Annotated in this window: 27 protein-coding genes; 8 read left to right on the plus strand and 19 right to left on the minus strand. The window is 57.0% G+C overall.

The window, feature by feature from the left end; genetic code table 11:
• Positions 1-110 precede the first annotated feature (110 nt).
• Genes C7476_RS21855 through C7476_RS21880 form a run of 6 tightly spaced genes read left to right on the plus strand, consistent with a single transcriptional unit; the run spans position 111 to position 5,204 of the window.
• Entirely contained in the window at positions 111-1,343 is a 1,233-nt protein-coding gene (locus tag C7476_RS21855) for an ABC transporter substrate-binding protein (RefSeq protein WP_114432021.1), read from the plus strand.
• A gap of 24 nt (positions 1,344-1,367) precedes the next feature.
• Positions 1,368-2,339, plus strand: coding sequence for a YVTN family beta-propeller repeat protein (locus tag C7476_RS21860; RefSeq protein WP_114431969.1), 972 nt, complete (start codon positions 1,368-1,370; stop codon positions 2,337-2,339).
• Positions 2,340-2,369: 30 nt separating this feature from the next.
• Entirely contained in the window at positions 2,370-2,867 is a 498-nt protein-coding gene (locus C7476_RS21865) for a cupredoxin domain-containing protein (RefSeq protein ID WP_114431970.1), read from the plus strand.
• 50 nt (positions 2,868-2,917) lie between these two features.
• The gene (locus C7476_RS21870; protein ID WP_181872555.1) at positions 2,918-3,724 is read left to right on the plus strand and encodes an ATP-binding cassette domain-containing protein; all 807 of its coding nucleotides are present in this window, start codon (positions 2,918-2,920) and stop codon (positions 3,722-3,724) included.
• On the plus strand, positions 3,721-4,575 hold the full coding sequence (locus C7476_RS21875) for an ABC transporter permease (protein ID WP_114431971.1): 855 nt from the start codon (positions 3,721-3,723) through the stop codon (positions 4,573-4,575). The genes C7476_RS21870 and C7476_RS21875 overlap by 4 nt, the downstream gene beginning before the upstream one ends.
• Positions 4,572-5,204 (plus strand): hypothetical protein, encoded by a 633-nt coding sequence (locus C7476_RS21880; protein WP_114431972.1) that lies wholly within the window; start codon positions 4,572-4,574, stop codon positions 5,202-5,204. The genes C7476_RS21875 and C7476_RS21880 overlap by 4 nt, the downstream gene beginning before the upstream one ends.
• Before the next feature lie 28 nt (positions 5,205-5,232).
• Here the strand turns inward: C7476_RS21880 and pqqE are convergent, their stop codons facing one another.
• The 9 genes from pqqE to xoxF5 all read right to left on the minus strand — a co-directional run bounded on the left by pqqE (position 5,233) and on the right by xoxF5 (position 12,538).
• On the minus strand, positions 5,233-6,366 hold the full coding sequence (gene pqqE / locus C7476_RS21885) for a pyrroloquinoline quinone biosynthesis protein PqqE (protein WP_114431973.1): 1,134 nt from the start codon (positions 6,364-6,366) through the stop codon (positions 5,233-5,235).
• Positions 6,363-6,662: a pyrroloquinoline quinone biosynthesis peptide chaperone PqqD gene (pqqD, locus tag C7476_RS21890; RefSeq protein ID WP_114431974.1), complete on the minus strand. Its 300-nt coding sequence runs from the start codon at positions 6,660-6,662 to the stop codon at positions 6,363-6,365. The genes pqqE and pqqD overlap by 4 nt, the downstream gene beginning before the upstream one ends.
• Entirely contained in the window at positions 6,659-7,414 is a 756-nt protein-coding gene (gene pqqC, locus C7476_RS21895) for a pyrroloquinoline-quinone synthase PqqC (RefSeq protein WP_114431975.1), read from the minus strand. The genes pqqD and pqqC overlap by 4 nt, the downstream gene beginning before the upstream one ends.
• Positions 7,411-8,346 carry a pyrroloquinoline quinone biosynthesis protein PqqB gene (gene pqqB, locus C7476_RS21900; RefSeq protein ID WP_114431976.1) on the minus strand — a complete coding sequence of 312 codons (936 nt, stop codon included), beginning with the start codon at positions 8,344-8,346 and terminating at the stop codon, positions 7,411-7,413. The genes pqqC and pqqB overlap by 4 nt, the downstream gene beginning before the upstream one ends.
• A gap of 99 nt (positions 8,347-8,445) precedes the next feature.
• Positions 8,446-8,541: a pyrroloquinoline quinone precursor peptide PqqA gene (locus tag C7476_RS21905; protein ID WP_100002498.1), complete on the minus strand. Its 96-nt coding sequence runs from the start codon at positions 8,539-8,541 to the stop codon at positions 8,446-8,448.
• 75 nt (positions 8,542-8,616) lie between these two features.
• On the minus strand, positions 8,617-9,180 hold the full coding sequence (locus tag C7476_RS21910) for a PQQ-dependent catabolism-associated CXXCW motif protein (RefSeq protein ID WP_114431977.1): 564 nt from the start codon (positions 9,178-9,180) through the stop codon (positions 8,617-8,619).
• Positions 9,181-9,191: 11 nt separating this feature from the next.
• Positions 9,192-10,055 carry a substrate-binding domain-containing protein gene (locus C7476_RS21915; RefSeq protein ID WP_425374020.1) on the minus strand — a complete coding sequence of 288 codons (864 nt, stop codon included), beginning with the start codon at positions 10,053-10,055 and terminating at the stop codon, positions 9,192-9,194.
• Entirely contained in the window at positions 10,056-10,580 is a 525-nt protein-coding gene (locus tag C7476_RS21920; protein WP_114431978.1) for a c-type cytochrome, methanol metabolism-related, read from the minus strand.
• Between the two features lie 176 nt (positions 10,581-10,756).
• Positions 10,757-12,538: a lanthanide-dependent methanol dehydrogenase XoxF5 gene (gene xoxF5 / locus C7476_RS21925; protein WP_181872557.1), complete on the minus strand. Its 1,782-nt coding sequence runs from the start codon at positions 12,536-12,538 to the stop codon at positions 10,757-10,759.
• Between the two features lie 498 nt (positions 12,539-13,036).
• Between xoxF5 and C7476_RS21930 the strand changes: the two genes are divergently transcribed.
• Complete coding sequence (locus tag C7476_RS21930) at positions 13,037-13,387, plus strand: hypothetical protein (protein ID WP_114431980.1); 351 nt, start codon at positions 13,037-13,039, stop codon at positions 13,385-13,387.
• Positions 13,388-13,531: 144 nt separating this feature from the next.
• Here the strand turns inward: C7476_RS21930 and C7476_RS21935 are convergent, their stop codons facing one another.
• The 6 genes from C7476_RS21935 to C7476_RS21960 form a co-directional block, all read right to left on the minus strand.
• A complete protein-coding gene (locus C7476_RS21935) occupies positions 13,532-14,386 on the minus strand; it encodes a quinoprotein dehydrogenase-associated SoxYZ-like carrier (protein WP_114431981.1) in 855 nt (284 codons plus the stop codon).
• Between the two features lie 80 nt (positions 14,387-14,466).
• The gene (locus tag C7476_RS21940; RefSeq protein WP_114431982.1) at positions 14,467-15,426 is read right to left on the minus strand and encodes a quinoprotein relay system zinc metallohydrolase 2; all 960 of its coding nucleotides are present in this window, start codon (positions 15,424-15,426) and stop codon (positions 14,467-14,469) included.
• Positions 15,423-16,181: an ABC transporter ATP-binding protein gene (locus tag C7476_RS21945; protein ID WP_114431983.1), complete on the minus strand. Its 759-nt coding sequence runs from the start codon at positions 16,179-16,181 to the stop codon at positions 15,423-15,425. The genes C7476_RS21940 and C7476_RS21945 overlap by 4 nt, the downstream gene beginning before the upstream one ends.
• Positions 16,141-16,875 carry an ABC transporter permease gene (locus tag C7476_RS21950; RefSeq protein WP_114432024.1) on the minus strand — a complete coding sequence of 245 codons (735 nt, stop codon included), beginning with the start codon at positions 16,873-16,875 and terminating at the stop codon, positions 16,141-16,143. The genes C7476_RS21945 and C7476_RS21950 overlap by 41 nt, the downstream gene beginning before the upstream one ends.
• Before the next feature lie 84 nt (positions 16,876-16,959).
• The gene (locus C7476_RS21955; RefSeq protein WP_342633357.1) at positions 16,960-17,943 is read right to left on the minus strand and encodes an ABC transporter substrate-binding protein; all 984 of its coding nucleotides are present in this window, start codon (positions 17,941-17,943) and stop codon (positions 16,960-16,962) included.
• A 36-nt stretch (positions 17,944-17,979) separates the two neighbouring features.
• A complete protein-coding gene (locus C7476_RS21960) occupies positions 17,980-18,189 on the minus strand; it encodes a hypothetical protein (protein WP_114431984.1) in 210 nt (69 codons plus the stop codon).
• Between the two features lie 330 nt (positions 18,190-18,519).
• On the opposite strand from C7476_RS21960, the gene C7476_RS21965 reads away from it, so the two are divergent.
• Entirely contained in the window at positions 18,520-18,906 is a 387-nt protein-coding gene (locus C7476_RS21965; protein ID WP_114431985.1) for a c-type cytochrome, read from the plus strand.
• Between the two features lie 38 nt (positions 18,907-18,944).
• On the opposite strand, the gene C7476_RS21970 is transcribed toward C7476_RS21965, so the two are convergent.
• The 4 genes from C7476_RS21970 to C7476_RS21985 are packed head-to-tail and all read right to left on the minus strand — an operon-like array spanning position 18,945 to position 21,554.
• Entirely contained in the window at positions 18,945-19,502 is a 558-nt protein-coding gene (locus C7476_RS21970) for a thioredoxin family protein (RefSeq protein WP_114431986.1), read from the minus strand.
• A gap of 15 nt (positions 19,503-19,517) precedes the next feature.
• On the minus strand, positions 19,518-20,207 hold the full coding sequence (gene rpe, locus C7476_RS21975) for a ribulose-phosphate 3-epimerase (RefSeq protein ID WP_114431987.1): 690 nt from the start codon (positions 20,205-20,207) through the stop codon (positions 19,518-19,520).
• Complete coding sequence (cbbX, locus tag C7476_RS21980; protein WP_114431988.1) at positions 20,204-21,142, minus strand: CbbX protein; 939 nt, start codon at positions 21,140-21,142, stop codon at positions 20,204-20,206. Before cbbX ends, rpe begins: the two co-directional genes overlap by 4 nt.
• Positions 21,135-21,554, minus strand: a complete 420-nt coding sequence (locus tag C7476_RS21985) for a ribulose bisphosphate carboxylase small subunit (protein WP_112529053.1) — start codon at positions 21,552-21,554, stop codon at positions 21,135-21,137. Before C7476_RS21985 ends, cbbX begins: the two co-directional genes overlap by 8 nt.
• Between the last annotated feature and the right edge of the window lie 5 nt (positions 21,555-21,559).

Genomic DNA, 21,559 nt, shown 5'->3' on the forward strand with positions numbered 1-21,559 from the left:
TTGACACCTAGGGTTGAGATTATGGCGGGGTTGTTTAAAAACACTATGGGCACCTCTGTTCTTAAGCGACCGCCATTACGTGAATGGCGGCTAGTCTGAATGGTATGATCATGAAGAGTACGGTGCCAAACACTCTCTCCGTTTTATTCGGCTTTTTTTTGCTCTTCGTCAACGTGTCCGGAGTATCGGCACAGCAGGCTGCGACGAATAAGCCTGCAAAACCGGTGGTTGAAACGCGCATTGGCTATCTTCGCGCCTACGAGCCGCAACTGGCACTATCCGTACTCGATATACCGCCCCGCGACGAGGGCGTGGCCGGCGCCAATGTCGCCATCAACGACAACAATACGACCGGCAAATTTCTGGGCCAGAGTTTTGTGCTGGATGTGACCGAGACGAAATTCGACGCCGACGTAGTGCCCGTGTTCAAGGAAATGCTCGCCCGCGGCGACAAGTTCGTCCTGACCGACGTTTCCGCCAAGCAATTGTTGTCGATTGCCGATCTCGCCAAGGATAGCGGCGTCCTCCTTTTCAATGTGGGCGCCACGGATGACAGCCTGCGCGAGGAGGAATGCCGCGCGAACGTCTTCCACACGGCGCCGACGCGAAGCATGCTCGCCGACGGTCTGGCGCAATACCTCGTCTGGAAACAATGGCGCAAATGGGTGCTGCTCTATGGCTCGCACGACCGCGACAAGCTCTATGCCGATGCGATCCGCCGCGCAGCCACACGTTTCGGCGCAACGATCGTCGAAGAGCGGCTTTACGAGGACAAGGGCACCGCGCGCAGGACTGACACCGGTGTCATCCAGGTGCAAAAGCAGATGCCGGTATTCACCCAGAACCTGCCGGAACACGATGTGGTCATCGTCGCCGACGAGAGCGAGGTTTTCGGCAGCTACGTGCCTTACCGAACCTGGACGCCGCGGCCGGTTGCGGGAACGGCCGGACTGGTTCCCTCAAGCTGGCACCCCGCCAGCGAACAATGGGGCGGATCACAGATTCAGAACCGTTTCGACAAGGCGACGGGACGGCGGATGCTGTCGAAGGACATGCAGGCTTGGACTGCAGTGCGGATATTGGGAGAGGCAATCACGCGGTCAAAGGGAAACGACCCCAAGCAGGTCGAGACCTTCATCAAGGCAGACGACTTTTCCATAGCAGCCTTCAAAGGGCAAAAACTCAGTTTCCGCAACTGGAACTGGCAGCTGCGCCAGCCGATCCTGATCGGCGATGGTCACGGCGTCGTTTCCACTTCGCCGCAGGAAGGTTTCCTGCATCAGTTCTCGGAGCTCGATACGCTGGGCGTGGACAGGCCGGAAACCAAGTGCAAGCTTGATTAAGAACAATGTATTGGGAGGACCAAAATGCGACGACGATACATCCTCGCTGCGACCGTAGCGCTGCCATTTCTTGCACAGCCAGCCTGGGCCAATCTGGTCTATGTCTCGAATGAGAAGGACAACACTGTGACCGTGGTCGATTCAAAGACCATGGAGGTGGTCAAGACGATCAACGTCGGACAAAGGCCGCGCGGCATAACCATCTCGCCCGATGGGAAGATTATCTACGTCTGCGCCAGCGATGACGACACGGTCGAGATGATCGATACCGCGACGAATGAAGTCGTGGGATCGCTGCCATCAGGGCCAGACCCCGAGCTCTTCGTCCTGTCGCCCGACGGGCAGACGCTCTATGTCGCCAATGAGGACGACAACCTCGTCACGGTGATCGACGTCAATACGAAAGGCGTGGTTGCCGAGATACCGGTGGGCGTCGAGCCGGAAGGTATGGGTGTGAGCCCGGACGGCAAGACCATCGTCAATACGTCCGAAACAACGAGCATGGCGCATTTCATCGATACGTCGACGCATGAAATCACCGACAATGTGCTCGTGGATTCGCGCCCGCGCTTTGCCGAGTTCAAACCCGATGGTTCCGAAGTCTGGGTTTCCGCTGAAATCGGCGGCACGGTATCGGTCATCGACAACAAGACCCGCGCGGTGACCCACAAGATCACCTTCGAAATCCAGGGATTGCGCTCCGAACAGATCCAGCCTGTGGGCGTCCGTATCACCGCCGATGGCAAGAAAGCCTATGTGGCGCTCGGGCCTGCGAACCGCGTCGCCGTGGTCAACACCGAAACCTACGAGGTCGAAAAATACGTGCTCGTCGGCCAGCGGGTATGGCAGCTCGCATTCATGCCGGACGGCAAGCAGATCATCAGCACGAACGGGTTATCGAACGACATCACATTCATCGACACGGAAACCGATGAGCCGATCAAATCCGTCACCGTGGGGCAACTTCCATGGGGCGTCGCGATATCGCCGAATTGAAAGCATTTCTGACAAACTAGGGAGGACTATATGACAACATACAAGACGCTCGCACTGGCCGCAGTTCTCAGCATCGGGCTGGCTCAATCCTTTGCCTTTGCCCAGGCTGACGATGATGACGATGCCAAGGCAGCACCGGAGCCGAAAGCGGCGATGCAGGCAAAACCGCCGGCGATCACGCGCGGCAGCAAGAATGTGCCGGAGCTTATTCTCGGTTCGAAAGAGGATGAATTCACGGTCAACCAGAAGGATTTCGAACTGGTTGCCGGACAGGGCTATCGCTGGAAGATCACGTCCGCGGCCGGACTTGAATACAAATTCGTCACCGATCTTTTCCGCAATGTCTGGATGAACCAGATCGTCATCAACGATCTTGAAGTGCATATGAATGGCGGGCCGGCCTGGCTCGAATTCGACTCGCCGGGGACGATCAATGTACAATTCACGGCGGTGCGGCCCGGCAAATACACATGGTCCGTGCCAGACCTTGCAGACAAGGGAATGAAGGGTACGATCACCATCAAATAGCCGTCAGGTTTCTGTATGGTTACAAGAGCGTGTACCAAGGGTGGAGCTTGATGGGTACAAATGCCGAACTGAAGAACATCAATGACAAATCAATGCCGGAAGCAAATCTTCCGGCGCTTGATCTCGCATCGGTGAGCTATGCCTATGGCAAGCGTCAGGCGCTGGAAAATGTCACGTTCTCCATAGCGCCTGGGCGCTTTGCCGTGCTGCTCGGCCTGAACGGTGCCGGCAAGACGACGCTGTTCTCCCTGATCAGCCATCTGTTCGCAACAAGGCATGGCCGCATCCATGTGTTCGGCCATGACATCGACCGGCGGCCGGGTGACGCGCTGCGGCGGCTCGGCATTGTTTTCCAGACGCGCACGCTCGATCTCGATCTTTCGGTACATCAGAACCTCTCCTACCATGCATCGCTGCATGGCATCCGCGCACGTGAAGCCAACCGGCGCATTCACGATCTGATGCAATCCATCGACATGAGCGACCGGCTGCATGAGAAAGCCCGCAGTCTCTCGGGCGGGCAAATCCGTCGCGTCGAAATCGTGCGTGCGCTGCTGCACGAACCGTCGCTGCTGCTGCTCGATGAAGCGACCGTCGGCCTCGATATCAAATCGCGCGCCACCATCCTTGCCGATATCCGTAAGCTGGTGGAGGAGAAGGGGATCAGCGTCCTGTGGGCGACGCATCTGATCGATGAGGTCAGTCATGCGGATCAGGTCATTGTCCTTAACCAGGGCAAGCTCGTCGCCAATGGCCCCGTGCATGACGTGGTCAAGAACGCCGGGGCGGAGACGATCAACGAAGCGTTCTCTCGCCTTACCGGGATATATGCATTGAATGCGGGGAACCGGCTATGACGGATATTGCCAGCCGCGTCCCCATCGGATGCAGCCGCTTCGGCGTGATGAACTATCTCGTTTGCCTGAAAGGTATTCTCATCCGCGAAGGCCTGCGCTATCTTAACCAGCGCGAGCGTTTCATCTCTTCGCTGGTGCGGCCACTGCTGTGGCTATTCATCTTTGCGGCGGGGTTCAGGCAGGTGCTCGGCGTCTCGATTATCCCGCCGTATCAGACCTATGTGCTTTACGAGGTCTATATCACACCCGGCCTGTGCGGCATGATCCTCCTGTTCAGCGGCATGCAATCATCTCTTTCCATGGTCTACGACAGGGAAATGGGCAATATGCGCACGCTGCTCGTCAGCCCATTTCCGCGCTGGTTCCTGCTGGTGTCGAAGCTTTTGGCCGGCGTTGCCGTTTCCATCATTCAGGTCTACGCCTTCCTGTTCATCGCCTGGTTCTGGGGCGTCAAGGCGCCGCCGTCCGGGTATCTGCTGACACTGCCGGCGCTGTTCCTGTCGGGCATGATGCTGGGCGCGCTTGGAATGCTTTTGTCATCCCTGATCAAGCAGCTGGAAAACTTCGCCGGCATCATGAACTTCGTGATCTTCCCGATGTATTTTGCCTCATCGGCGCTTTATCCGCTGTGGCGCGTGCAGGAGGCAAGTCCCCTGCTCTACAAGATCTGCCTGCTCAATCCGTTTACCTATGCAGTCGAACTGGTGCGCTTCGCATTCTATGGACAGATCGAGTGGACCTCGCTGGCCGTCGTCTGCGGGTTCACCATTGTTTTCATTGCGGGCGCAATCATCGCCTACGACCCCTCGCGCGGTCTCGTCATCAAGAAACAAGAGGGAGGCAATAATTGAAACGGTCAGAGGTATTCTTCGCGGCGTCGGCTGGCCTTCTCCTGCTATGTTCCGGCGGTGCTGCTCTTGCCGCGGCGAACAATGATCCGAGCTGGCCCTGCGTACAGCGCAAGGTACCGGAACTTTCGATCGGTCAGGTGTGGAATGGCCCGGACATTCCGGAGGCGGCCAAAAACTGGGATGCCGATCCGAAGATTGATGATCTCGTTGGCGACCTCGCCGCGCGCCGCAACCCGCTCGACGTCGCACAAAAGCAGGTCGTGGAGTTTGCCGGGAGTCTGCCGAAGGAGCAGCTTAACGACAAGATGTTCATGCTTTTCCAGGGTGTATTCGACACCTTGAATCGCGAGCGTGAGCAGGTGATATCCGGTATCTCGCGCTACGCCGACAAGCAACGCGACATGGCGGAGGACCTGCGCAAGGAAGCCTCGACGGTAGATGCGATGCGCGCCAAACCCGATCACGATCCGGAAGAACTGGACAGGTTGAATGAAAGGCTGACCTGGGAAACCCGCATATTCGAGGAGCGGGTGCAGTCGCTGACCTATGTCTGCGAAGTGCCGACGATTATCGAGCAACGCCTGTACGGTCTGTCAAAGACAATCCAGCAATCGATCGTCAAACCTTGATCGTAGCTTGTCGAACCACGCACAGTGCCTATGCTGAAGTTGGGTCGAGTTCGACCGATCTGCCAATGCGGCGATAGGTGAAGGCGTCCGGTGTTGTGTCGGCCGTCTTTGTGCTGATTGCCTCGTTGATCAGCGCGCCCATGCGCGCATGCAGCGGGGATTTGATGCAGGCCGGGTCAGTAGCAGCCGCATCGCCGGCGATTGCCATGGCCTGACAGCGGCAGCCGCCCCAATCGATCTCCTGGCGCTCGCAGCTGCGGCATGGTTCCTGCATCCAGCTTGTTCCGCGAAACGCATTGAATGCCGAGGATTCATGCCAGATACGGCTGAGGCTCCAGTCGCCGAAACGCTCGAAATGCAGAGACTTGATCGTGCCGGCAGCGTGGCATGGAAGCACGGTTCCATCGGGCGCTACCATGAAGGCATCGCGCGCCCAGCCGCCCATGCAGGGTTTCGGATAAATGGCAAAATAATCGGGCGTGACGAAGTCTATCGTCATGATGCCGCGCAGCCGTTCCTGCGCCTCCTCGACGATCTGCACCTGCCGCTCGACCGCTTCGCGTTCCGGCATGAGCGCCTTGCGGTTGAGCAGAGCCCAGCCCGCATATTGCACATTGGCGATCTCCAGCCGTTCGGCACCAAGAGAGAGCGCGAGTTCGATGAAATCCGGCACTTCTTCCATGTTGTGGCGATGGATCGGCGCATTGATCGTCAACGGCAGACCTGCCGCGCGAACACGGCGTGCCGTTTCTAGCTTCTTTTCATGGGCGCCGCGCGAATTGCCGATCTTCTCGGTGGTGGCAGCAAATGCGCCCTGGAAACTCAGCTGTATATGATCAAGTCCGGCCTCGGCCCAGGCTTCAATCCGGCCATCGGCGATGCCAACGCCCGCCGTGATGAGATTGGTATAGACACCGCGCCGTGCCAGACATGCAATAAGTTCTCCGAGATCAGAGCGAAGCGTTGGCTCACCGCCAGAAAGATGTACCTGCAGAACGCCAAGGTCCGCCGCCTGCTCGAACAGCGAGAGCCAGCCTGCCGTATCCATTTCCCGGTTGGCTTTCAACAACTCGACCGGATTGGAGCAATAGGCACACTGCAGCGGGCAGCGATGCGTCAATTCCGCCAGCATGCCGATCGGGGGTAGGACAGGTTCGTTCATAACGTCACCAGAAACTTGTCGGACCATTCCTGCAGAAAGCCGGTTACATCCGGCGCGATCTGGGCTTCATCCGCTGCATACTGGTCCGCCAGCAATGCAATCATCTGCGCAACGCTGTGGCGGCCATCACACAGCCTCAAAATATCGAGGCTCACTTCATTCGGCCAGAACACCCGTTCCGGCGACAGCAGCGCCCATGCCTCGCGCACCGTATCATACTGCAGCCGTGCATGAGACTTTAATATGGGTCGTGATTGCATGGAAACAACCGCACGGACGCGACTTGCCTGAGTCATGCCGCCTCCGGATCGAAAGCGCCGGGCGGGATATTGCCCTTTTCTCCGTAAGCATGCGCCAACGCATCGAGCATTGCCCAGAGCACATCGCATTTGAAAATGAGCGCGTCGATGACGGCCTGCTGTTTTTCCGGCGTATCGGCATGTTTCATCACATAGGCCAGTGCGAAATCGGAATCGCGTGACGCCTGTGTCGGCCGCTTGTCAAAATAGGCCAGGATGTCAGGCGTTACATAATCATATTTCGCCAGCATGGCCGGAACGCGCTCGTTGATGATCACCGGCGAGAAAAGCTCGGTGAGTGACGACGCGACGGCCTCAAGCAGGGTGCGGTTGGTGCAAAAGGAAAGATAGGCGCCAACGGCAAAACGCGTGCCCGGCAGCGCCAGCTTTTCGCTTTTGACATCATCTGCATCGAGGCCGAGACCCGTGGCAAGCTTCAGCCAGCGCGCGATGCCGCCGCTCCAGCCGTCGTCGCCATCATGATCCTCGATCCGCTTGCGCCATTCCGCACGAAATTCGGGATCTTCGGACCTTGCAAGGATCATCGCGTCCTTGCGCGGAATGACCGACTGATAGCAATAGCGATTGAGCGCCCAAGCCTGCATCTGACCCTTGGTCAAAGTTCCGTTGACCATCTGATGGTGGTAAGGGTGACGATTGTGATAGCGTTCCGCACCGACCTCTCGCAGAACTCTTTCCAGATCAGCCGGTGACAATCCGTCTCGCGCCGCATTGCCGAATTTGCTCAAAGCCTGACCTCCATGCCGTCGAACGCTATTTTCCAGCCCGCCGCGACAACTGCCGCATGCTCAGCCGATGCCGCGTCGAGAATGGGGTTGGTATTGTTGATGTGCACGTAGATCCGTTTCCTGATGCCAAGATCCGCCAGGGCGGCCAGCGAACCGCCCTCGCCCGAAATGTACATATGGCCCATTCGTGCGCCGGTTTTCGTACCCACGCCTGCCGTGATCATCTCGTCATCGGTATAGACTGTGCCATCGAAGAACAGGCAATCGGCACCTGACAAGCGTTCTCTGAGAGGGGCGTCGATACCGGCGCAGCCAGGAATATAGAAAGCCGTCGCACCAGCATTCGACACGATGCGCAGGCCGATCGTATCCCCTTCCTTGGTGCCAAACCCTTCACTCGCCTTCGATTTATCTTCGAGAAACAGCGCAACCTTACCCGGCACAGCAAAAGTTTCGACAGTTATGCCGACGCGATTTCCCTGGGCGTCATGAATATCCGTGATCTCGCCCACGGGGAGCTCGCGCCTGGGGACTATTTCCCGGTCAAGGACGTTGAAGATCGAATTGGATTCGAGCACGTCGAGAACCCGCCGTGTTGCATAAATCGCGAAGGGTTCGCGCTCACGCAGGCTGAGCAGCCCGGCAATATGATCGACATCGGCATTGGTCAGGATGACGGCGCGGATGGGCGTTGAGCGCAGCGGTCCATCGGTTCGCGGCTGCAGTTCGGGCGTTACCGCTATTTGCTGGCGAATGTCAGGCGATGCGTTGAACAAAACCCAATCACGCCCGTTCGCGCTGGCGGCGAGGCTGGACTGGGTTCTCCCACGGAAATTGGCCTCGCCATTCCGCGCCCCACGGCTCAATCGATAATTGCAATTCCACTGGGGAAACCCGCCTCCTGCTGCGGAGCCGATGACTGTCAATCGCATGCGGGCACAAACCCTCTCCTTCCGGAAACCAGCTTCCGGCCGAACAACCACAAGGTGCCGCCCTACGCGATCAGATCGCGCAGGGCGATGGGTCAGATCTTACTTTTTTGCCTTGAGTTCTGCAGGCAGGTAACGTGAAAGTTCCATACCGGCAGCAACCTGACACATGGTAGGCTTTGTCCATGTTTTCTTCATGCTTTCCTCCTTCTACTCAAAGATCAAAGATTGATCTTTCTCCTCATCATACGCCGATATGGCGCAAGATTGAAATTAAAAGGGCTCATTTTTCTGTGTTGGCTGCTTCGCCGCGGTCCAGCCATCCGTACCGTGAGGATACCAAAGTACCGATTCATATCCCCATTCAACAGCTCGTTTGGCCGCATTCCATGACATCCAGCAGTTCGCCATACAGTAAAAAAGCACCTTTCGTTTCGTATCGTCACCCAACCGAGATTTCAGCCCCTTGCGAAAATAGGCTTCCGTCTCCTTGTTTATGACTCCGTAGCCCACATTTGCGAGCCATATGCTCCCGGGGATATCCTCCCGGACTTTTTCCCTCCAGATGGTCCCGGCCGGGAGATTTGCCGGCTTGGGATCATGAGGAAGGACATCGACGAACACCGCCGATTTGTCTTTCCATAGGGCGATCGTTTCCTCGGTGGTGACCACCTTTGCCCCCTTCAGGGTGGCAGGAACCGGCGCCCTGTAGTTGTCGGTCCTGTAGTCCGCCGGCTCGGGAGCCGTTTCACCCGCGAAAGCCGTCGTCACCAGTACGGTAATTAAAACGGCTAACGCGCAGGAACAGTTCCTCACCGGTTCATCACCTCGCTTCATCCATCACACTACTACTGCGTGATCGGCTTGTTATTCTCGTCGACCAACGGCACCTGGAAATCGAGCAGGATCTTGTTGATCTGATTCTGGTTCTCCCGGATTACCTTGTTCAATGTGCGCTTCCACTCCTGATCGGATGGACGCACACCCATCGTGATCCGGTATGCCATATGCCCGGTCTTTTCCTTGACCAGAGGAATTACCGTGAGGTTCGGATCGATTTCCTTGGCATAATAACCTGCCATCGGCCCCCAAAGGATCGCAACGTCGATCACACCACTCTTGAGTTCCTTGATCATGACTTCCGCCATCGAAGGCGCGAGCCTTGTATCGACCATCAGGGGATAGGGATGAACGTTTTTCATATAGCCGACTTTGGCGAGGTTTGCTGACGGCGGCGTTCCGGCAACAACCCCTATTTTCTTGTTCGCCAACTTGCTGTCCTCGATTGTATCCACGCCATCGAGGCCGCTGTCCTTCTTGTAGATCATCACATAGGTCGAGCGATAATAGGCATTGGTGTTCTGGACGAGCTCGTCGCCTTGCGCGTATCCCATGATAATGTCGCAGCGATTTGCCCGTAGCGTGCTGCGGACAAAGCCTGTCGCCATCGGGAACCATGTATATGCCACCGATTTACGTCCGGTCTTTGCTGCCACGAGCTCAGCCAGCTTGTTTTCGAACCCCTTGCCGCTCTCATCGGAGAACGGCATGTTGGAAGGATCCGAACAAACACGCAGGACGTCAGGATCGACCAGTTCGCCCGAGGCTCCAAGACCCGCGCCTTGGGCCAGGACCCCGGACGGCACGGCAAGTGCCGCCGCCATGACGCCGCCGGCAATCCATAATATCAGGGGTATCGCATATCGCATCATCTACCCACCCATGCAGGAGGCTTCCGCCTCCTTGGCTGCAGGCGGCTTGTCCGCATGCTTTGCAGGACGCCCGCGTGGCAGATCGCCAACGGCCCGGGCACGCAGATAAACGTACAGGTCGTCCATGTAACAGTAGACGTTCTTGTTGTTGCCAAATGCCGGCATGACGTTTTCCTTGCCGGCGCTGAGGTTTTTACGCCCTTCGGCAACGATCGACAGGAACTCGGCATAGGGCATCGTTTTCAGCGAATTTGCCAAAGCGGGTGCAAAGGAAGAACCTGCACCGTCCGCGCCGTGGCAGACAAAACAATCTGAATTGAACCGGCGAAACCCGCTATAGGTGTACCAGTCGACCGTACCATCCTCGTCAATCTTGAAGGTGGGATTCCCGTCCTTATCGGCATATTTGCCGTTTTCGTCGGAGGCAACAGCTGCTGCGGCTTTGTCATCGGCGTAAGCGCTGCCGAGGCCCGCTACAAGCGCAAGACCGGCAGTGACGGCAAGCAATGTCATTCGAATAGGCATACAAGAACCTCGCATTCAACTCGTCAATTCGGGGTCAGCACCTTGCGGCGCCGCCTGGACGGTTGTTTGATCATCGATATGGGTCGGGTGACACGGGAAGCCCGGCCTGGTTGAAACCGGGCTCCCATTATTCAAAGCCTGCATCCGCGGGCTCACTGTGTCAGCTTCGTTCCCGATTACTCAGGAACAGCGAAAACGGTCAACTGACCGCCCAAGGCCGTGTAGTCGGAGAGCGCAGCATAACCGCCCACCGCACCGAGGCCTTCATTCGGCTTCGTCAAGCCAGCGGCAAGACCGATACCAGCCCATCCGCCAACACCGGACAGAACGGCAACATATTGTTTGCCCTTATGTTCGTATGTGGTGACGTTACCGATGATGCCGGACGGTGTCTTGAACTTGTAAAGTTCCTTGCCGTCCTTATCGACCGCCTTCAGATAGCCTTCAAGCGTTCCGTAGAAGACGACATCGCCGTCGGTGGCCAAAGCGCCTGACCAGACCGAGAACTGCTCGGGTTTGGACCAGACGATCTCACCCTTTGCCGCATCCCATGCGATGAAGTTACCCATGCCGCCATGGCTGTTCGGAGCTGGATACATGGACAGTGTCGCGCCGACATAAGGCTGACCGGCGGTGTAACTGACCTTATAGGGCTCGTAGTCCATGCAGACGTGGTTTGTTGGAACATAGAAGAGCTTGGTCTTTGGCGAATAGGCAGCCGGCTGCTGATCTTTCGTACCAAGAGCCGCCGGGCAGATACCCGTTGTGTTGACGTCTTCGCCTTGTACCTGCGTCGAGTATTTGTCCACGACCTTCGGCCGGCCGTAGGTCTTGCTATCCTTGTCCATGTCGACTTCCGTCGCCCAGTTCACTGCCGGATCGTATTTCTTTGCGACCAGGAGTTCGCCGGATGCACGATCCATCGTATAGGCAAAGCCGTTGCGATCGAAGTGCACGAGGACATCACGCGGCTTGCCATCGACCTCGATGCCATCCGCAAGGATCATTTCGTTGATACCGTCATAATCCCACTCGTCATGCGGGGTCATCTGGTAGAGCCATTTCGCCATGCCTGTATCGGCATCGCGGGCCATGATCGTCATGGACCACTTGTTGTCACCGGGACGCTGACTTGGGTTCCAGGTGGATGGATTGCCGGTACCGTAGTAGATCAGGTTCAGCTTGGGATCATACGAATACCAACCCCAGGTCGTTCCACCACCGGTTTTCCACTGGTCACCTTCCCAGGTGTTGGTGCCGGAGTCTTTTCCGACTGGCTTGCCGAGCTGGGTGGTCTTTTCCGGATCGATCAAGGTTTCCTTGTCGGAACCCATCGACCAGGCACGCCAGGCCTGCTTGCCATCCTTGATGTCATAAGCGGTCAACGCACCGCGAACACCAAATTCACCACCGGAAATACCGACGATGACCTTGTCTTTCACGACCATTGGCGCGGATGTTCCGGATTCGCCCTTGCTGCCGTCTGACGCCTCGGCGTTTTTCACGGACCAGACCGGTTTACCTGTCTTTGCATCGAGTGCAACGAGCGTTGTATCGGCCTGATAGAGGAATATCTTGCCGTCGCCATAAGCTACGCCGCGATTAACGGTATCGCAGCACATGATAGGAATGACGTTTGCGTCCTGCTTGGGTTCATACTTCCAGAGGATTTTGCCATCGTTGTTCAGGTCAAGCGCAAAGACGGTGTTCGGAAAAGGCGCATGAACATACATCACATCGCCGACGATGAGCGGGCCTCCTTCATGGCCGCGCAGCACACCGGTCGAAAACGTCCAGGCGACCTGAAGGTTTTTGACATTGTCCGCAGTGATTTTATTGAGTTTCGAGTATCGCGTATTAGCGTAATCGCCGGTCTGGATAGCCCAGTTCTTCGAATCAGAAATCAGACCCTGAAGATCGTCATTGGCCAGAGCACCCCCCGCCAATGAGAACGTCATGGCCGTTGTAGCCAATGCAATTCCAATTAAATTTCTGTGTACACGCATTTTGAGTCCTCCCTAAGTTCACATTTATGAACCATCGGACGAAGCCGTTTTTCAGTGCGGGTTCGCTCCATTAGCTCACGCAAATGGGGAAGTATTTCCGGCAGCGTGTCACGACAAAGCCAGGCGCGCAGAGGGCACCGTTACTGCCCACCTCGCTTGGCCTACGAAGACTGTCACCACTCCCTTGACGGCAACGTCCTTGAAGCCGGAAACAAGTTGACGATAGGAGAAAGAATTGCATTAGGCAAGCGGGATTATCAAATTATATTTGCTGCATTGCAGTATACTTTGCTGCATCGCAGTAAGTATCCGATTTGGTTACTATATTCTGTCAGACCGTCCTGTCACATAATTTGATACTTATGGAATGGATTCTGTTTGCAGTTTGTTATTGTTATTTGCTATCTATCTGGAAAATGTATATTTACCGTCCGCAAATGCGAGGATGCCATGATCACGTCGAAAATCACGCGAATTACCTTGTTAGCAGGTGCAGCAATTGTCCTTTCCTTGCCGGCTAATGCTGCGTCAGATTACCCCACTTCGACCCTCGCCGAATATGTCTACGGCTGCATGAAAGCCAATGGTGAAAACCGCGATATGCTTCAGCGCTGTTCGTGCTCGATCGACGTGATCGCGTCCGTTGTGACCTACCCTCACTACGAAGCCGCCGAGACCTACAAACAGATGGGTTTGCTGTCCGGAGAGAATGGTGTCCTGTTCCGTGAAAGTGCTCCTGCGAAAGCTTCGATCACCGAGTTGAAGCGGGCTCAGGCGGAAGCCGATGTCCGCTGCTTCTAGGATTAACAATCCATTTTGATGGCCATCTAGGGCAGTTTTCTCGACTTCCGGTGCTCACGAACGAGAAAGTTCGCTGCGCTCCGGCTCCTCGAAAACCACCCTACCTGACTCATCAAAATGAATTTCTTGAACCGCTCGTTGCCATCAGAGACTGGATGATTCCAGCGGCCACTCGTCCTGGAATTTCTTGCCTTCGGTATCGGCAGCCTCGACCTTCACATCCTCGCCGGGTTTCGCATCGAACTCGAAGCGGAAATTCGGGTCTTCAGAGATCGAAATACCGCCTTCCATCGACATGATAAGCCGGTCACCCTGCGACACGGTCAGGCCCTGGATGAAGTGCGCGGGAATATAATAGCGCGTGACCTGATCCATCTGCAGCCCGGAATTGTTGGGATGGCGAATCATCAACTGCATTTCAGTCGCGCGGGTCATGGGCTCGTTGCCGGGCGTCTTGGCTGTAAAGACGCGAAGCTTCATCTTGCCGAGCGAAGCCAGCGATTCGTCCTGATTTTTCATCGCCGGTGCAGAGCAGCCGCCGGACGCCTTGACGAAAGTTTGCGTCATATGAAGTTTGCCATCTTCGGTTTCCGCGATAGCGCGAACATAGGAATAGGCATTGACGCGAAGGCGCGTAGCCAGATGGGTGACGCCTGCATCCTTGCCGAATTGAAATACTGCAGCGACGGGTGACGGATTTTCATCGACGATGAGGGTGACGGCCTTGATCCGGCCAGTTGCGGCATCGGTCTTGAAATGCAGATCGATGGGTACGATTGCCGCGTCCTCGGCGCGTTTCGGCGCATCGATCGTAATGATGCCGCCGGCGTCTCCGATCGGCTTTTGGCCGAATACATCGCCCTTCAAGCCATCCCAGGTTTTGGTATCCGGCACGCTCGCGCTTTGCGCGCTGGCGGCAAACGGCATTGCCGCTCCAACGAGCGCGAGAATGACAAACGCAACCACCCGGCTGCGCAGTCGTATCGGCTTTATCGTCATATTCTGCCTCCACCAAGAAATTTGGCGGTGCCCGGCCATGTTTGAGTATACCACCTCGGCTGATGTACTTGCAAACGGGTTCATTCCCATTCGAGTTCGGCAAAGGCCGCCGTGGCGTTGCGCACATTATATTCGTCGAAGAGACGCCAGTTGTTCCGCTCGCTTTCCGCCGCTGTCTTGACCGCCTCCGCCATGGGCACGCCATCGGCGATGGCCTTGCGAATATCGCGGGCGAGCGCATCGAAGTAGCGCTGCTCCTGCCCAAGTGCCTGCGGCCAGGCCGACGGAACGGGTCCATGTCCCGGTACTGCGAATGTTGCCTTGATACCTTTAAGTTCCTCCAGTTGCGCAATCCAGCCAAGCAATGATCCATCCATCGTCGGGAGATGTTCGATGAAACACAGATCGCCGGTGAAGAAGGTACCGGACTGTTCGTCGAAAATTGTCAGATCGTTGTCCGTATGGGCAGTTTTCCAGGCTTTCAGCGTAAGCTTCCGGTTACCGAGATCGAGCTGCTCCTCGCCGGTGATGAGCTTCGTTGGCGGGATAATCCTGATGTCCGCCATCAGCTCGCTACCCATCGCATCACGGTAGCTCTGCAGATAATAATCCCCGCGGGCGGTCAGCGCGCGCGGCAGATTGTGATGCCCGACGACAATCGCTCCCGTTTCCCCGAACGCGGCGTTTCCGAAAATATGATCGGGGTGCATATGCGTGTTGATCAGATAGCGGATCGGCTTATCCGTCCTGGCGCGAATGGCGGCGACAAGCTGCCGCCCCTCGGCAACACTGCCGCCACTGTCGATCACGGCGACCGCTTCGTCGCCAATAATGAAGCTGACATTGCAGATTTCGCCCTCGTTGTTCGCGGCCATCATCTCTGGCCTGCCGGCAAAGGCGAAGACGCCGCCGGTAATCTCCTTGACAGGCAAAGCCTCGACCGGGCTCGACTGCGCCCGCGCCAGACGCACATGCGAAATGCCGCAACAGGCGAAAAAGACACCTGTTTTAAGCACGCTGCGCCGGGTCGGCTCGCTCATGGCGCGTTCCTCACCCCAGCAAATTTTTCATTGAACGAACGCAACAGATCCGCCTTCACCTGCTCATTGCGATAATTGCGCGGCAGACGGATATCGAACATGCCGATAACATGAGCGGGACGTTCGGAAAGCACGATGATACGGTCGGCGAGCATGATCGCTTCCTGCAGATTATGCGTCACCATCAACGCGGTTGTTGGACGCTCGGACCATACGGAGAGTAGCATATGCCGGAGTTGCTGCGCTGTGGACTCATCCAGTGAGACAAATGGTTCATCAAGCAAAAGTATATCCGGCTCGATCGCCAGCGCGCGCGCTATCGCCGCGCGGCGTGCCAGCCCGAGCGACAGCTCTGCCGGATAGAAATTGCGCATCTTCGACAGGCCGAGCGTGCTGAACAAGCCGTCGAGATTGGTCTCGCGGTTGGGCTTCGGTATGGCGAGCCGCACGTTCTGCTCGACCGTGCGCCACGGCAGAAGCATCGGCTCCTGAAACACCGCCCCGATACGCGCGTCCGCCAATCCGGGCAACTGGATCGACCCGCGATAGTCGCTGTCGAGACCAAGCAAAATGCGTAGTGTGGTGGTCTTGCCGCAACCTGACGGCCCAAGGATACAGGCGAACTCGTTCTGCTCGACCTCGAAGCGCAGATCGCGCAGGACCTCGATCGTTCCACCGTTGGACGAGCGGAACGCTTTCTCTTCTATGTTGACCTTAAGCCGCGCTGCGACGCCAGCGAGTTGATGTGTGTTCAAGCGGTTGCACCACGACGAGTTCGATGAAGAGCATGACGGCAACAAAGGCCAGTGTATAGGCCAGTATCGCCGCGACATCGAAGAGTTGAAAAAACAGATTGATCTGAAAACCAACACCGTTGGAGCGGCCGAGCAGCTCGACCACGAGCACAATTTTCCAGATCAGCGAAATACCGGAACGCGATGCGGCGGCAATATAGGGCTGCAGCTGGGGTATCAGTATATGTCGCAAGCGATCGAGTGCATTGAAGCGGTACACCTGCGCCATTTCCGCGTAGCGCGGATCGAGCGCCCTCGTTCCTTCGCGCATGGTGACGACCACATTCGGGATCTTGTTGAGCGCTACGGCGCCGATCGCTGCGGCTTCATTGAGCCCGAACCAGATATAGGCGAGGACGATGATGACCAGCGCCGGTATGTTGAGGAAGAGAATGACCCACGGATTGAAGAACTCGTCTGCGCGTCGATGACTGCCAAGCAGCACACCGATCACCGAACCTATCAGCATCGCCAGAACGAAGGAGGCGGCGACGCGGCACAAGGTGATACCGAGATTGTAGGGCAGATCGCCGCTCGTTGTTTCACTTATGAATGTTTGCAGAACAAGCAACGGCGCCGGGAACGAGCGGCTGGGCCAGATCGTCGCTCCAAGGTGCCAAGCAACGACCAATGCGCCAAAGGACAGCAACACCATAAGCGCCGAGCTCCATTGCCGCTTTGAAGCGGCGGTGGAAACAAGCTTGCCGGTTTGCTGCTGTTCGCTCGATGCGAGAGCCAATTAGTCTGCCCTCCAGAATGTGCCCGGTGCCAAGGTTTTTCCGGGGCCGACAAGCCGTTCGCCGCCAAGATCGGCGAGGATAGCATAGAGCTTCATCGCGTCGGCCTGTTCGTCCTCGATTGGCCGGTCGGGAATACCGTCACGATACCGGTCACGCAGGACATCGAGTTCATGGCCCTCGGCTTTCACCACCGACGCCAGACGTTGCCATTCCTCATCGGAACTGCGCAGCAAAGCCTTCGCATCTCTGCTGGCCTTGACGAAACCTGCGATTGCGTCCGGATGGGCGTCGGCCCATTTGTCGTGAAAGATGTAACCGATAGCCGACACGTCACCTGTAGCGCCTAGAGCCTTTGCAGCATCGCTGGTACTGACCAAGCGGTGAAACCCGTTGGCTTCGAGCCGAGCGCAAAAATTCCAGAAGTTCAGCACGGCATCCAGTTCGCCTTGCTGCGCTTTTTCGGCAAGCAGCGGCGGCGTGCCGTAGACAATTTCGCTTTGCGCCGGCAGATCGAGTGAGAACTGGTGCTTGGCATAGCCCTGCATAAGCAGCCAGCTCTTGTCCAGCGGCCCACCTGCCACACCGATCTTCTTGCCTTTCAGATCCGCCAGACTTTTGATCGGCGAGCCATCAGGAACCATCAAGGCGCCGACTGAACTCGAATATGGCACGAAAGTCAGGTCTTCGCCCGATGCACGCTGCCGCGACACCCAGAGCCAGTCCGTGACAATGATATCGACATCCCCGGCCATCATGGCGACATTGGTCGCATCTTCACTGGCGAAGAAGCGGACATCGACATTCACGCCATGTTTTTCGTCGAGCTTGTGCTGCTTGATCGTATCCAGTTCCCAATTGACGGTCCCGAATTTCAGGACGCCAACACGAACGGTTTCCGCAGCCGGGCTCGCCTGCGTGCCAAAACCAAGAGCGAGCGCCAACAAAATACAGAAGCGGAAAAGGCGTTGATGCAGTCCTGTCACGATGTCCTCCCAGACAGATCGCCATGCGTTTACGACCTAGAGCTCCAGGTCCTTTGTCGGATAATCGCATTTCCACCGAACGACCTTGAGCTTTGGATGTTCCCCGGACCATTTTGCAATTTCCGTCGGTGCGAGGATCATGCAATTGTTCAGGCCGCCCCTGTTTTCAAAATGCAGGCGCTCCTCCCGGCAACTTGCCGGGTTGGCTATGAGACAGATGGTCAAAACGAGATCAACAACATCCATACAGGCACCTCCCAATCCTCTCACACGTCCAACCTTCATAGCGCCGAAATCGCAGGAGTCCTGACTGGCCAGAAGATTGTAGTGCGGATTTCCCAAGGTGCCCGATGAGAAATGTTCGTCACAAATTACGGGTGCCATCTCTTGGCGTCAATTGCAACCGGCCGAGAAAACACGATCGTGAAAGCTGCGGCGTTATATCCTTTCCAAACAATTGACTTATCAGGCGCTGAAGGTACCTTCTGGAAGTGTTCTAAAAATTGGGGCGCCAATGCATGGAAAATTGGCGCCGGTCTTCGTCCAGGGCACCCTTGGCGAAAATGAGGAGATGCCATGCGTTATTCTACCGTTCTGATTGGACTATCAGTTGCGATTCTGTCTGTTGCCGGAGCCCGCGCCCAGGACGCCGGCGACGCCACAGCAGGAGCGACAGTTTTCAAGAAATGTGCAGTCTGTCACGTGGCGGATAGCGACAAGAACAAGGTCGGACCATCTTTGTTTAAAGTGATGGGCAGAACCGCGGGAACGCATCCAGGCTTCAGCTATTCACCTGCAATGAAGGCGGCAGGCGCCGCGGGACTTGTCTGGGATACTGCCAGCCTGCGTGATTATCTGCACGATCCGAAGGCCAAGGTCAAAGGCACGAAAATGGCCTTTCCCGGTCTGAAGGACGACAAGGAAATCACTGATCTCGAAGCCTATCTGAATCAATATAAATAGCCGGATCGCCGCCGGTCGATCCGGCCGGCGGCACCCTGTCAGACAATCTCACGCCATTTGATCGAACAGCCGACCGATGCGATCTGCTCGCGCGGCCCCTGCCCTGTATTGGCGACGTCCTTCATCGCCTCGAACAGGTCGCGGCGGATATCCTGCGCCGCTGCTTCCTTGCGCGATGCGTCGAGGCGTCCGCGATATTGTAACTCACCCGCGCCATTGAACCCGAAGAAATCGGGTGTGCAGACGGCCCCGTATGTACGTGCCACACTTTGATCGGCATCATGCAGATAGTGAAACGGGAACGCGTTCTCGCGGGCAAAAACCTCCATGTTTTCAAACGAATCGGCAGGATAGGCATTTGCGTCATTGGCGTTGATGGCGACGAAGCCCATGCCGAGTTCCTTGAGATCCCGGGCGTCGCGGACAATGCGCTGGATGACCGCTTTTACATAAGGACAATGGTTGCAGATGAAAGCAACAACCAGCCCTTTGTCGCCGGCCTGTGCCAGAATGGAATGCTGCCGGCCATCGGTACCGATCAGGTTCGCATCAACAGCCTTCCAGCCAAAATCACAAAGGGGTGGTATCGCCGCCATTATCGTCTCCTCCGCTCAAGCTGCCGCCCGATGCCTCGCATGGTCGGCAGCATGACGGATTGCAGCGATATTGTCAGCATAGGCCGCCTTGCCGTTTCCCTTGAAGACCGCCGATCCGGCTACAAGCACATTTGCCCCTGCCGCTGCAACGAGCGGCGCGGTTTCAGGCGTCACGCCGCCGTCGATTTCGATATGAATCGGGCGGTTGCCGATCATCCCCTTCACGCGTCGTACCTTGTCGACGACCGAGGGGATGAACGCCTGTCCGCCGAAACCCGGATTGACTGTCATCAAGAGCACCAGATCGAGCCGGTCAAGCACATATTCGATGACGCTTTCCGGGGTAGACGGGTTGAGCGACACGCCCGCCTTCTTGCCAAGACTGCGAATGGCCTGCAGCGAGCGATCGAGATGCGGGCCGGCTTCCGCATGCACCGTAATGTAGTCGCATCCCGCATCGGCAAAGGCCCCGAAATAGGCATCTGTCGGGGCGATCATCAGATGACAATCGAATATCGCGGACGTCCGGTTGCGGATCGATTTTATGATCTGCGGCCCGAACGTGATGTTGGGCACGAAATGCCCGTCCATCACGTCGAGATGCACCCAGTCGGCACCCGCCGCCATGACGTCTTCGACTTCCTGGCCGAGCCGGGAAAAATCCGCGGAAAGCACGGACGGCGCAATGAGTACGTTCCTGTTCATGGCGTTTTCTCCTCTCCTGACGATGCGGAAAACACCCGGCTGACCCTGATATCGTCCGCAGTAATCGTTGACAACGCCGCCGCATCTGTCGGCCCGTTGGATGCCTCAAACAGCCGGTTGGCGTGGCGCAATCTCGCCCTGTCCAGCGCATTGCGAATGGAGCGGGCATTGGCAAAGTGCGGCTGCTGGCGGCGCCGTTCGATATAGTCGGCCATGATGGCGCGGCCTTTCGCATCGAACGTATAGTTCTGCTTCGACAACATCGTCTCGGAAATACTCAGCAACTCGTCGGAGCTATAATCCGGAAAATCGATGTGGTGGGCGATGCGCGAACGAAAACCGGGATTGCTCTCGAAGAACTTGTCCATGCGATCAGCATAGCCCGCAAGAATCACCACGAGATCATCACGCTGGTTTTCCATCACCTGCAACAATATCTCGATCGCTTCCTGTCCGTAGTCGCGCTCGTTCTCCTGGCGGTGCAGATAATAGGCCTCGTCGATGAACAGCACGCCGCCCATGGCTTTCTTCAGGATCTCCTTGGTCTTAGGCGCCGTATGCCCGATATATTGCCCGACCAGATCGTCCCGCGTCACAGAGACGAGATGGCCCTTGCGGATATAACCGAGGCGATGCAACAGGTCCGCCATGCGCATTGCAACCGTGGTCTTGCCGGTGCCGGGATTGCCGCTGAAACTCATATGCAGCGTCGGCGTTTCATGCGCGAGGCCCATGCGCCGGCGTGCCCGCTCGACCAGCAGCAATGCTGCAGTCTCCTTGATCCGCTGCTTGACCGGCTTCAGGCCGATCAAGTCGCGGTCGAGTTCGTCCAGCACCTCCTTGACGCCGGATTCAACATATTCGGCGCGCAGGTCGATGGCAGACGGAACCTCCACAGGAAGCTCCTCGAGTTGCGTGATGCTGGCATCAGCCATAGCGCTGCCCCGCTGGCTTGTCGGTTGCGTAGGACCTCGTCGTGTAGCGAACCACGCGGCCCTCGCCTTCCTGGCGGGCAAGGTGGAACCCGGGCTCTTCCGGCGGGCGGTTGACGAGGAAGGACAGCTTGACCGATTCCCAGCCATGGGTGTTGTCGAAGGCGACAAGGCGAATGTAATAATCGCCATAGACCTTGCGGCACTCCTTCAGCTCCATCATGAGGGCGGCCGCATCCGGGTTGTCGAACATCGGATGTCCCCACATGTCCCAATAGGTGTTGCGCGGGTGCGGGTCATCGGTGAACTCGAGGCTGACCGCCCAGCCATTGTCGATGCAATACTGCACCTGCTTGGCGATCTGCTCGTCGGTCAGGTCAGGCAGGAACGAGAATGCCCCTTGAGTGATACGCATGTCGT

The organism is Phyllobacterium bourgognense, from assembly GCF_003337575.1.
GTDB classification, from domain to species: Bacteria; Pseudomonadota; Alphaproteobacteria; order Rhizobiales; family Rhizobiaceae; genus Phyllobacterium; species Phyllobacterium bourgognense.

Bases quoted from the DNA above. Each gene is read 5' to 3' on its own strand.
- C7476_RS21855 (WP_114432021.1), top strand. From the start codon at position 111: ATGAAGAGTACGGTGCCAAACACTCTCTCCGTTTTATTCGGCTTTTTT.
- C7476_RS21860 (WP_114431969.1), top strand. From the start codon at position 1,368: ATGCGACGACGATACATCCTCGCTGCGACCGTAGCGCTGCCATTTCTT.
- C7476_RS21865 (WP_114431970.1), top strand. From the start codon at position 2,370: ATGACAACATACAAGACGCTCGCACTGGCCGCAGTTCTCAGCATCGGG.
- C7476_RS21870 (WP_181872555.1), top strand. From the start codon at position 2,918: ATGGGTACAAATGCCGAACTGAAGAACATCAATGACAAATCAATGCCG.
- C7476_RS21875 (WP_114431971.1), top strand. From the start codon at position 3,721: ATGACGGATATTGCCAGCCGCGTCCCCATCGGATGCAGCCGCTTCGGC.
- pqqE (WP_114431973.1), bottom strand. From the start codon at position 6,366: ATGAACGAACCTGTCCTACCCCCGATCGGCATGCTGGCGGAATTGACG.
- pqqD (WP_114431974.1), bottom strand. From the start codon at position 6,662: ATGACTCAGGCAAGTCGCGTCCGTGCGGTTGTTTCCATGCAATCACGA.
- pqqB (WP_114431976.1), bottom strand. From the start codon at position 8,346: ATGCGATTGACAGTCATCGGCTCCGCAGCAGGAGGCGGGTTTCCCCAG.
- C7476_RS21905 (WP_100002498.1), bottom strand. From the start codon at position 8,541: ATGAAGAAAACATGGACAAAGCCTACCATGTGTCAGGTTGCTGCCGGT.
- C7476_RS21910 (WP_114431977.1), bottom strand. From the start codon at position 9,180: ATGAAGCGAGGTGATGAACCGGTGAGGAACTGTTCCTGCGCGTTAGCC.
- C7476_RS21915 (WP_425374020.1), bottom strand. From the start codon at position 10,055: ATGATGCGATATGCGATACCCCTGATATTATGGATTGCCGGCGGCGTC.
- C7476_RS21920 (WP_114431978.1), bottom strand. From the start codon at position 10,580: ATGCCTATTCGAATGACATTGCTTGCCGTCACTGCCGGTCTTGCGCTT.
- xoxF5 (WP_181872557.1), bottom strand. From the start codon at position 12,538: ATGACGTTCTCATTGGCGGGGGGTGCTCTGGCCAATGACGATCTTCAG.
- C7476_RS21930 (WP_114431980.1), top strand. From the start codon at position 13,037: ATGATCACGTCGAAAATCACGCGAATTACCTTGTTAGCAGGTGCAGCA.
- C7476_RS21935 (WP_114431981.1), bottom strand. From the start codon at position 14,386: ATGACGATAAAGCCGATACGACTGCGCAGCCGGGTGGTTGCGTTTGTC.
- C7476_RS21940 (WP_114431982.1), bottom strand. From the start codon at position 15,426: ATGAGCGAGCCGACCCGGCGCAGCGTGCTTAAAACAGGTGTCTTTTTC.
- C7476_RS21950 (WP_114432024.1), bottom strand. From the start codon at position 16,875: ATGGTGTTGCTGTCCTTTGGCGCATTGGTCGTTGCTTGGCACCTTGGA.
- C7476_RS21960 (WP_114431984.1), bottom strand. From the start codon at position 18,189: ATGGATGTTGTTGATCTCGTTTTGACCATCTGTCTCATAGCCAACCCG.
- C7476_RS21965 (WP_114431985.1), top strand. From the start codon at position 18,520: ATGCGTTATTCTACCGTTCTGATTGGACTATCAGTTGCGATTCTGTCT.
- C7476_RS21970 (WP_114431986.1), bottom strand. From the start codon at position 19,502: ATGGCGGCGATACCACCCCTTTGTGATTTTGGCTGGAAGGCTGTTGAT.
- rpe (WP_114431987.1), bottom strand. From the start codon at position 20,207: ATGAACAGGAACGTACTCATTGCGCCGTCCGTGCTTTCCGCGGATTTT.
- cbbX (WP_114431988.1), bottom strand. From the start codon at position 21,142: ATGGCTGATGCCAGCATCACGCAACTCGAGGAGCTTCCTGTGGAGGTT.
- C7476_RS21985 (WP_112529053.1), bottom strand. From the start codon at position 21,554: ATGCGTATCACTCAAGGGGCATTCTCGTTCCTGCCTGACCTGACCGAC.